The 9818-nt window shown below is 43.6% G+C and carries 7 protein-coding genes; 4 read left to right on the top strand and 3 right to left on the bottom strand.

The genetic code is table 11. The annotated features are described in order from the left end of the window. Nucleotides 1-85: 85 nt before the first annotated feature. A complete protein-coding gene (locus tag ACYVRH_RS08720; RefSeq protein WP_461256530.1) occupies nucleotides 86-481 on the top strand; it encodes an acyl-CoA thioesterase in 396 nt (131 codons plus the stop codon). 1 nt (nucleotide 482) lies between these two features. On the opposite strand, the gene aspS is transcribed toward ACYVRH_RS08720, so the two are convergent. Beyond that, nucleotides 483-2246 (bottom strand): aspartate--tRNA ligase, encoded by a 1764-nt coding sequence (gene aspS / locus ACYVRH_RS08715; protein WP_461256531.1) that lies wholly within the window; start codon nucleotides 2244-2246, stop codon nucleotides 483-485. A gap of 66 nt (nucleotides 2247-2312) precedes the next feature. On the opposite strand from aspS, the gene ACYVRH_RS08710 reads away from it, so the two are divergent. Next, nucleotides 2313-3056, top strand: coding sequence for a GNAT family N-acetyltransferase (locus ACYVRH_RS08710; protein ID WP_461256529.1), 744 nt, complete (start codon nucleotides 2313-2315; stop codon nucleotides 3054-3056). Between the two features lie 103 nt (nucleotides 3057-3159). On the opposite strand, the gene gnd is transcribed toward ACYVRH_RS08710, so the two are convergent. After that, nucleotides 3160-4611, bottom strand: coding sequence for a decarboxylating NADP(+)-dependent phosphogluconate dehydrogenase (gene gnd, locus ACYVRH_RS08705; protein WP_461256528.1), 1452 nt, complete (start codon nucleotides 4609-4611; stop codon nucleotides 3160-3162). 64 nt (nucleotides 4612-4675) lie between these two features. Between gnd and ACYVRH_RS08700 the strand changes: the two genes are divergently transcribed. Both ACYVRH_RS08700 and ACYVRH_RS08695 read left to right on the top strand, forming a co-directional pair. Then, a complete protein-coding gene (locus ACYVRH_RS08700) occupies nucleotides 4676-6010 on the top strand; it encodes a nickel-dependent putative hexonate epimerase (protein ID WP_461256527.1) in 1335 nt (444 codons plus the stop codon). Between the two features lie 126 nt (nucleotides 6011-6136). Further along, nucleotides 6137-7174 (top strand): glycosyl hydrolase family 18 protein, encoded by a 1038-nt coding sequence (locus tag ACYVRH_RS08695; RefSeq protein WP_461256526.1) that lies wholly within the window; start codon nucleotides 6137-6139, stop codon nucleotides 7172-7174. A 143-nt stretch (nucleotides 7175-7317) separates the two neighbouring features. Here the strand turns inward: ACYVRH_RS08695 and ACYVRH_RS08690 are convergent. Further along, the coding region (locus tag ACYVRH_RS08690; RefSeq protein ID WP_461256525.1) for a glycosyl hydrolase 115 family protein at nucleotides 7318-9818 on the bottom strand (2501 nt) is incomplete at its 5' end.

Raw genomic sequence — 9818 nt, 5'->3', positions numbered from 1 at the left:
TTTCCGAACAAGTCTAATGTTTATTTTATAAAAGAATTCCAAATATTTTATTGAAACATTTAATTTAATTTTTTATAATAAATTAATGTTAACTATAACTGTAACCCCCCGTTTTGGGGATATGGATATTTTAGGCCATATAAATAACATTGTTCCCGCGCAGTGGTTCGAAATGGGAAGAACCGCCATCATGAAATTTTTTGATCCTGAATTAACGCTTTCACGAAAAACATTTCCGCTTATTATGGCGCACTCTGAATATGATTTTGTAGGGCAACTTTTTTTTAAAGAAGTGGAAATAAAAACTTTCATTTCCAAAATAGGGACAAAATCATTTACCGTCTATCATGAGGCGTGGCAGGAAGGCAGACTGTGCGTCAAGGGAATCGCGGTAGTTGTCCACTACGATTTTAACTCTGAGAAGACAACGCCTATACCCGATGACAAGCGAAAACTGCTGGAACAACATTTAAAAGAATAGCCTACTTAGGCGGAAGTATCTTTATGCGCAGTTCATCCAATTGCTTTTGATCCACTTCTGACGGACAATCGTCCATCGGGCTTACCGCGAATGAATTTTTCGGGAAAGCGATAACGTCTTTTAACGAGGAGACCTTTGCCATGATCATTACAAGGCGGTCAAGGCCGGGAGCTATTCCTCCGTGGGGCGGCGCTCCGTACCTGAAAGCTTCCGTTAAAAAGCCGAATTTTTTTTCAGCTTGCGCGGGATCAATTCCCGCTATTTCAAAAACTCTTTTTTGCATTGACGAATCATGAATACGAATAGAGCCTGACGCTAACTCATAACCGTTTAACACAAGGTCATAAAGATCGCCTTTTACCGAGCCGGGATCGCTCTCCATTGTCGCGTGGTATTTTTCCTGCGGCCATGTAAAAAGATGATGCGCCGCCTCCCACTTTTTTTCATCTTCGTTGTATTCAAACATGGGGAAGTCTATTATCCACACAAATTCAAAACGTGACGGATCGATAAGCCCAAGATCGCGCCCAAGTTTGACCCTCACCGCCCCAAGAGCGGTGTTAGCGATTTTTCTGTTACCGTCTGCAATCATCAGAATAAGGTCGCCTTCTTTCGCGTCAAGCCCGTTTATTATTTGCTCCGCTTTATCAGTAAAAAATTTTGACGCTCCCCCTTCAAGAGCGTTATTCGACACTTTCATCCACGCCATGCCCTTAGCTTTGTAAACTTTCGCGGCAGACTCAAGCTCTTCAATCTGCTTGCGCGAATAATCCGCTTTTCCTTTCACGACAAGCGCCTTTACAGCCCCGCCTGAATTTAACGCGTCCTTAAACGCCTGAAATCCCGATGACAGCACATAGGGGCTAAAGTCTTTAAGCTTCATATCAAAACGAGTATCAGGCTTGTCGCTGCCGTAAAATTCCATCGCATCGTCCCACGTCAGGCGGTTAAACTTCTTAGGCAGGTCAACATTCATCACCTTTTTAAAAACATGGCACATCATTCCCTCTGTTACCGACAGAACCTCTTCCCTGCCTACAAATGACATTTCAAGGTCGATCTGCGTAAACTCAGGCTGTCTGTCCCCGCGTGAATCTTCGTCGCGGTAACAGCGGGCTATCTGGAAATATTTGTCAAAACCCGCGACCATCAGTATTTGTTTGTAAAGCTGCGGCGACTGAGGAAGCGCATAAAATTTCCCCGGATACAGTCTTGAGGGAACAAGGTAATCCCTTGCGCCCTCAGGCGTTGATTTTATAAAAGTGGGAGTTTCTATTTCATAAAAACCGTTGGAAGTCATCCACTCGCGCACGGCGAACGCTACCTCGCTTCGCAGTTTAATCCTCTCCTGCATAGCCTTTGTTCTAAGGTCGAGGTATCTGTATTTTAGGCGCAGTTCTTCGTTTGCCTTGCTTTCTTCGTCAATTTGAAAAGGTAAAACTTCGCTCTTGTTCAAAACAACAATCTTGGAAGCGAGAAGCTCAATCTCGCCCGTTTCCATTGTTTTGTTAACCATATCATCGGGGCGCGGGCTTATTAAACCTTCCACGGCAATGCAGTATTCATTTCGCAATTCATCGCATACGACTGCAAGGTCGGTATTTTTTTCGGTATCAACCGTAACCTGAGTTATTCCGTACCTATCCCTAATATTTATAAAAAACACCCCGCCGTGGTTACGTTTTCGGTGAACCCATCCGTTCAGGATTACTGTACGCCCGCAGTCATTTTTTCTTAGCGAACCGCAATCGGCGGTTCTTTTCATCGCTTCCATTTAAAAACCTCTATTATAGATAATAAACTTTTTTTTGTTTTTATACTATAATGCCTTATGAGTTTTGAGCTTGACAATATTCTGATAAATCAAATTCTCTTTCACATGGAAAATCAGGAAGGGGTTTTTGTTTTTGACGCGCAAAAAAATCAAATCGTTAATTCCGCGAATATTGATAACAGCGATAAAAATTATATCCCTCTCCCCCAATGGAGTCCCAAAGACGGTTACAGGCTTATGGAAAAATTTACGGCAAGCTTGAATAATCCCGTAGCCCGTCAGGAATTAACCGCCGCGCTAAACAAAAACAAAGGCGTTTTCCGCGCCTTTAGGGACGTTCTTGAACAGTACCCCGAAGTGGAAAAAATTTGGCTCAAGTACAAAGCTCAAAAAATAAGGAATAAAATTATCGGCTGGTATAACGCGCTAAGGGAAGAATGGGGGCTTGAGCCTGTCGGCGTTGAACCCGAAGACACGTCGTCCCTTGTTCTTGAAGATTTTACTTTTAAAGAAAAAAATGATTTTGCAATTACGGCGGAAAACGCTGAAAGTGAGTTAACAGGACAGATAATCGCAAGAGCGGAAAACAAAACCCTTTACATTGAAACTTTGGAAGTAAATCCCGAATACCGTGGCTTGGGTCTTGGAAAGACACTTCTTGCAAAACTGCTGGAAAAAGCCGACAAACAAAATTTAGACGTTAGTATTGACGTTCCAAAAGACAGTGACTTTTTTTCGCGCTCATTACTGCTTGAAAACTTCAAGCCCGCTATGCAAAGATTTATTCGCAAGCGGGTTTAATACCGGAAGTGTCCAAAAAGAAAAATTTCTACCACGAACCACACGAACACCACGAACTTTTAGTACATATCTTGTCGTTGTTCGTGTTGGTTCGTGGTAAAAATCAAACGGTATAAGTGCTGGCGCTTGTGGAACCGCCGTGGCCTGTCCAATTTGTGTGGAAGAATTCTCCGCGCGGTTTGTCTGTTCGCTCATAAGTGTGCGCGCCAAAATAATCCCTCTGAGCCTGTAAGAGATTCGCGGGCAATCTTTCGCTTCTGTAACCGTCAAAATACGCAAGCGCGCTGGTGAGCGCGGGGGCGGGTATCCCGTTTTGCACGGCGGCTGACACTACCCTTCTCCATGAATCTTGCGCGTCTTCTATAATTTTTGTAAAGAACGGATCGAGTAACAAGTTGTCTAAATTGGGATTCTTGTCAAACGCCTCTTTTATTTTTCCAAGGAAGACCGAGCGTATTATACACCCGCCCCTCCACATAAGGGCGATGCCGCCGTAGTTTAAATTCCATTTGTATTCTTTCGCGGCTTCCCTCATTAAAAGATAGCCCTGCGCGTAAGAGACAACTTTAGAAGCGTATAACGCTTTTTCCAAATCTTTTACAAATGCCGTCTTGTCGGCGGGAGAAGAAATTTTTGGGGAAGAAAAAACTTTCGCCGCTTTTACGCGCTCATCTTTTGCGGCGGATAAACAGCGCCCAAAGACAGCCTCACCAATCAATGTAAGGGGGACTCCAAACTCCAAGGCGGCTATGCCTGTCCATTTGCCGGTTCCCTTCTGCCCCGCCGTATCAAGGATTTTTTCTGCAAGCGGTTTGCCGTCAGTATCTTTGTAACGGAGAATATCCCTTGTTATTTCGATAAGGTAACTGCCGAGTGAACCATTGTTCCACTCTTCAAACACATTTCCCATCTCGTCGCTGGAAAGCCCAAGGACGTTTTTCATCAAATCATAAGTTTCGCAAATTAACTGCATATCCCCGTATTCAATGCCGTTATGCACCATTTTTACAAAGTGGCCGGCGCCGTTTTCCCCAACCCAGTCGCAACAGGGAACGCCCCCCTCGACTTTCGCGCATATTCCCTGCAACATCGGTTTTACAAAAGGCCATGCGGCGGGGGAACCGCCAGGCATTATCGAAGGCCCCTTTAACGCGCCTTCCTCTCCGCCTGAAACGCCAGTCCCGATGTACAGCAGTCCGTTTGACTCAACATGGGCGGCTCTTCTCATCGTATCTTGATAATTTGAATTTCCACCGTCAATGATAATGTCGCCTTTTTCAAAAACATCCAAAAGCTGTTCGATTGTATCGTCCACAGCCTGCCCCGCTTTTACCATGATCATCGCTTTTCGCGGAGACGCTAAAGAGGCGGCTAAATCCGCCATGCTGTAACAGCCCGTTATTTTTTTACCCGCGCCGCGCCCTTTAACAAACTCGTCCACTTTTGACGTTGTCCGGTTGTAAACAGCAACGCTAAACCCCTTGCTCTCAAGATTAAGGACAAGATTTTCTCCCATTACCGCAAGGCCGATAAGGCCAATATCCGCTTTCGCCATATTTATCTCCTTTATACATACATATTCTATATTTTATGTTATCATATTCACAGGGAGAATGTCTATGTTGGAAAAAACTTATGTGTCTCAAGGCGGAGAAGATAAAGATTTAACCGATCAGGAGTTGGAAGCTCTTTTTTCAGACGCGCTTTCAAAAGCTCTGGCCGACATAAAAGATTCAGGAAAAGTGATAGCTTTGCCGCCCGATATAACGCGTTTTCATTCCCGAGCAGGTTTTTTTACGGAAACAGCGTCACGCATTCTTGGAGACAGGCTTGGCGCGGTTCTTCCCGCTCTTGGCACGCACATGGCTATGAACGCCGCTGAACTTTCACGTATGTTCGGCACTACTCCAAAAGACAAATTCTTGGTTCACGATTGGCGGAACGATGTTATGGAACTTGGACGCATAGAGGCAAGCTGGGTAGAAAAAGCGTCAGCCGGAGCCGTAAAGTACGATTGGCCTGTTCAGGTAAATAAAATTTTGCGTAAAGGTGCGAAGGACGACTGCAACTTCTCCCTCGCGCTGAGTATCGGGCAGGTTGTTCCCCATGAAGTCGCCGGAATGGCAAACCACGGAAAAAATATCTTTGTAGGAACCGGCGGAAAAGAAGCGATTGATAAAAGCCATTTTGTAGGAGCCGCCTACGGAATGGAAAAAATAATGGGCAAGGTTGACACTCCCGTCCGTGCCCTTTTTGATGAAGGATTGCGCCGTTTTAGCGTTTCGTTACCCCCAATTTTATGGGTGTTAACGGTTATTTCGGCGCGGACAGACAGCGAAGTTGCTCCCGGCAAAGAACGCGGCTCTCTTGCGGTACGCGGCCTATATATCGGTTTTGGCAGAGAATGTTTTGAAAAAGCCGCCGCCTTGTCCCGTCAAGTTAATGTTAACCTAATGGATGAACCAGTTAACAAAGCGGTAGTCTACCTTGAACCCGAAGAATACCGCACCACTTGGCTTGGGAACAAAGCAATTTACCGCACGCGCATGGTAATAGCGGACGGCGGCGAACTTTTAATCATGGCTCCTGCCCTTGAACGCTTTGGCGAAGATTCAGGGATAGACGCGTTAATACGCAAACACGGCTACCGCCCGGGAAAAGAGATAATCGTCAAAGCGTCAACAGACCCCGAACTTGGCGGCAATTTAAGCGCAGCCGCCCACCTAATACACGGCTCAAGCGAAAACCGTTTTACAATCCGCTACTGTCCCGGCAATAAAGTTACAAGGCGGGAAATTGAATCCGTAGGCTTTCAATGGGGCGATTTAAAAGAAGCGCAAAGCAAGTATGACATTAGCAAACTTTCTCCCGGCTGGAACACTGTCGATGGGGAGCGGATCTTCTTTGTCCCCAATCCCGCGCTTGGCCTGTGGGCGGAAAGAGCGAAGTTTTAAAGGGAGTGAGGAGTAGGGAGTGGGGTTTTTGTTCGTTATCTGCGCGTGAAGTAACACGCTGCGCTTGCTAACAACAATACCCATTCCCCACTCCCTTTTCTTATAAAATATTCCGATAATTAAATTATGAAATATCCACTTGTTTTAATCACGTTATCGTTCTTTATGCTGATTCAATGCAAAAGCGCGCCTAAAGAAATTGAAATTTTAGTTGAGACCGATCCTATTGATCAGGAAATTGAAGTATTCATGCAGCGCCCGGAACAAACCCTGCCCGTAACGGCTTTCAGGGAAATATGGGGTTATGTTATGGTTGGAAAGGAAGCGGATCTTACAAAAGATCTCCCCTTAACAGACGTTGGCTACTTTGGCGCGGAAGTTGATTCGTTTGGCGCCCTGTCAAAAGTGCCTAACCGCCAGAATCTTCCGGAATTTAACGGCAGGGTGCATTTGGCTGTAACTTGCGGCACTAACACCCTTTCATACTTTACGCTTATGCCGGGAAGTTCCCAGCGAAAAGCTTTAATAGCGGATTTAATTGCCGCGACTAATAATTTTGACGGTTTAAATATTGACTTTGAAGCTATCCCCGCAAGATCGGGAGACGCGTTTCTTTCATTTTTGCGCGAATTACGGGCAGGACTTCCAAAAAATAAAATATTTTCCATCGCCCTTTACGCCCGTACAAAAACAATTGCTAACGATGTATACGATTATGAGAAAATTAAACCCATTGTTGATAAAATTTTTATAATGGCTTATGACGAACATTATGTCAGAAGCGACCCCGGTCCTATCGCCTCCCTTAAATGGTGCCGTAATGTGGCGGAGTATTCCTTGCGTGTAATAGGAGATGAAAAACTAATCATGGGCATCCCGTTTTACGGACGCGCATGGGAAGATAAAAATCATCACGTGGCGCTTGTTTACGCGACTACGGAAAAATTGATAGAAACCTATAAGGTTAAAGAAATCAGGCGTGAAAACGGGATACCGACTTTTGATTATGTAGCGAATCTTGGAGTCAAAGTTTATTATGAAGACGAATATTCCATTTCCACGCGGATGGAAATGTACAAATCAATGAAAGTTAAAGCTATAGGTTTTTGGCGTATAGGCCAGGAAACCCCTAAAGTCTGGGAAATTATTCAACTGGAGCAATAATTCGCAAATACCTCACACAAAGATCACGAAGGAACAAAGATCACAAAGAGAAAATCATGGGTTTTTGTCCGTTATCTTATCGTGAAGCTCACGCATCATCTTCGGACAGAAATCCCTTATTCCTCTTTGTGATCTTCTCTTACTTAGTGTTCTTTGTGTGAGTCCTTGCGGTAAAAACTTTCAGGCGGACCAAGGTAAGATTTTAGCGGCGGATTATTTATTGGATAGATTACAATTCGCTCCAACACAAGCCCGGCTTCTAACGCTTTTATTGAAATTTCCTGAACGCCTTTTTCAAATGTTAAAGACGTTTTACTGATTCTAATGTTATCCAAAACTCCCTGCCCCCACCTTGCGTCATATTTGCTTCCGGGACGGAAATCTTCGGGAACTGTTACTACAATCCGCTTTTCGCCATTTGAACTTTCAAGTTGGCATCTGAGCGGACGTTTGTTTTGGACTGAATTGACGGGAGCCGTCCATATTTCCACATTATAATCGCCGCTTTTTTCAATTAAGAAGCGGTATGTAACGGACGGTTTTTCTTCCTTTTCTTCAAAATCTGTTGTTACCGGAAATACTTTCATGCCGCAGCCTGTTCTGCCGTAATTTTTAAGCTCTATAAAACCGCCTTTGGAAACGTCTTTTTTAGCGCAGAAATGATTTGCGTTTATTGCAATGACATTGTTATTTTCTAAAAATGTCATTTCAGGCAAATCGACAATTATAACTTTTGCTTTTACTTCAACCGCTACCCTGGTCTCTTTATCTTTAATAATGAAGTTCGCTTTTTCTTCCGCTTGCCGTCCGTCAAGTTCGCTCCTTTTGCACCTGATTACTATTTCTTCCTGAAACTCAACCGTTCCTTTTAACGAATTGATCTCAAGCCACGGGTATTCTTTATCGGCTTCGATTGTATAATCAAGTTTGCCGATTCCGTCATTGGCTATTTCAAGTATAACTTCTTCATTACCTGCGTAAAGAAAATCATTAACTTCTACGGCCATAGGTTTGCCATAAGCTTTTGTAAAGATTTTTTCACTGTCTTTTCTTGAAACAACCAAACGCGGTTTGTACGCGGGTTCAACTTGAATCCTTAAAGGGTACCTGCAATTATCTTCATTCCATTTTGTAAAACCGATATGCTGTTCAAGTTCCATGCCTGACCATTTTCCGTTTTTAAACTGCGCGAATTCAATTTTTAAAGAACGGTCTTTTTCTATGCAGGAAGTTACAAGATCGGCGTATTTATTTGCGATTTTCTTACCTTGTACTGCATAATGTTTGTTTTTCCCCGCGAATAAATGCATTCTAAGCAAATTTACGCTTGATTTAGCGGGGAAATAGATCATGCTGTAATACGCGTCTTTTTCATTTTTTTTAAGCGCGTAATAAATTTCCTCGTTTAATAAATCTATTTTCTGCGCAAGGGACAACATTCTGTCAGCTTCAAGATAATGGCACGGATGGTAAATTTCAGCGTTAAGAGCCTCAGGCCTTCTTGCCGCGTTAATTTTTAAAAACCCGTGCAAAACATCCGCCATTTTTGCGCGAGTTTCTTTTTTTACATTTGGGAAATTTTTATTTAACCAGTCGGATGTATATTCATCTATGCTGTTAGGCGAACTTGAACCCCATTTTTCAAAATCGTACGCAAGCTCCATAAAATAATTTAGGGGAACTTCGTTAAATTTTATATCGCCCACATTGACAATCCATATATCCCTAATCCCATAATCGTAAGCCATGCACATCTGTTCCCATGTCCGCTCATAAGACGTTGACGCCACCCATTCGTATGAAATAGGGTCACCGTGGTAATCAAAATGATAATACATTCCAAAACCGCCTTTACGAGAGCGAATATCAGCCATGGGAAGAGTACGCATAAAGCCGAAATTATCTTCGCATAACATACAGATAACGCCGTCTAGCTCATCCCAGTCTTTTAAACCGTCTACCCCCTCTTTTCCGTAAAAGTACTCTTCAACTTCCTTGTACAGGGCAATCACCTGCGGAACTTCATCTATATTGGGATTAATATGCTTTTTTATTAATTCACGCTGGTTTTTAATTATGTCTTTTAACAGATCAATATTTTCCTTAAGCGATGAATTATCACCTAACATTGAACTGTCGCGTTCCCCGCGCATCCCTATTGTGATTATTTTTTCGTATTTTCCGCTTCTTATAAGCGCGTCTTCCCAGTACTTTAAAAGGCCGTTCTTATTTTTATAATAATTCCACTCATTGCCGTAAATTGAATTTGGCCCCCTAACCTTGTCCCATTCCTCGCTTGCGCGAAGGCACGGCTCATGATGCGAAGCGCCCATGATTATGCCGTAAATATCAGCCAATTCTTCGTTAAGGTTTCCAGGCCCGTCCAGCGGAAATGAAGAAGTCCACATCGCCGGCCACAGGTAATTTCCCTTAAAACGCAGTAAAAGTTCAAAAACATGATCGTACATTTCCGCCGTAAAACCGTTAAAATGCCCGGATGCCCACGTCCCAAAACACGGCCATTCGTCGTTAATAAAAAAGCCCCTGTATTTAACGCTTGGCTCTTTTGAAACCGTCTCTATATCCTTTTCTATTTTTAAATCTTCGCGACGCTGAGGTTCAACGTCTCCCCAGAAGCATAAGG

It is taken from the genome of Treponema sp. R80B11-R83G3 (genome assembly GCF_054786115.1).
The sequence above is the reverse complement of the archived record's forward strand: the minus strand, read 5'-3'. Positions and strand labels throughout refer to the sequence as shown.

Bases quoted from the DNA above. Each gene is read 5' to 3' on its own strand.
- aspS (WP_461256531.1), bottom strand. From the start codon at position 2,246: ATGAAAAGAACCGCCGATTGCGGTTCGCTAAGAAAAAATGACTGCGGG.
- ACYVRH_RS08695 (WP_461256526.1), top strand. From the start codon at position 6,137: ATGAAATATCCACTTGTTTTAATCACGTTATCGTTCTTTATGCTGATT.
- ACYVRH_RS08720 (WP_461256530.1), top strand. From the start codon at position 86: ATGTTAACTATAACTGTAACCCCCCGTTTTGGGGATATGGATATTTTA.
- ACYVRH_RS08710 (WP_461256529.1), top strand. From the start codon at position 2,313: ATGAGTTTTGAGCTTGACAATATTCTGATAAATCAAATTCTCTTTCAC.
- gnd (WP_461256528.1), bottom strand. From the start codon at position 4,611: ATGGCGAAAGCGGATATTGGCCTTATCGGCCTTGCGGTAATGGGAGAA.
- ACYVRH_RS08700 (WP_461256527.1), top strand. From the start codon at position 4,676: ATGTTGGAAAAAACTTATGTGTCTCAAGGCGGAGAAGATAAAGATTTA.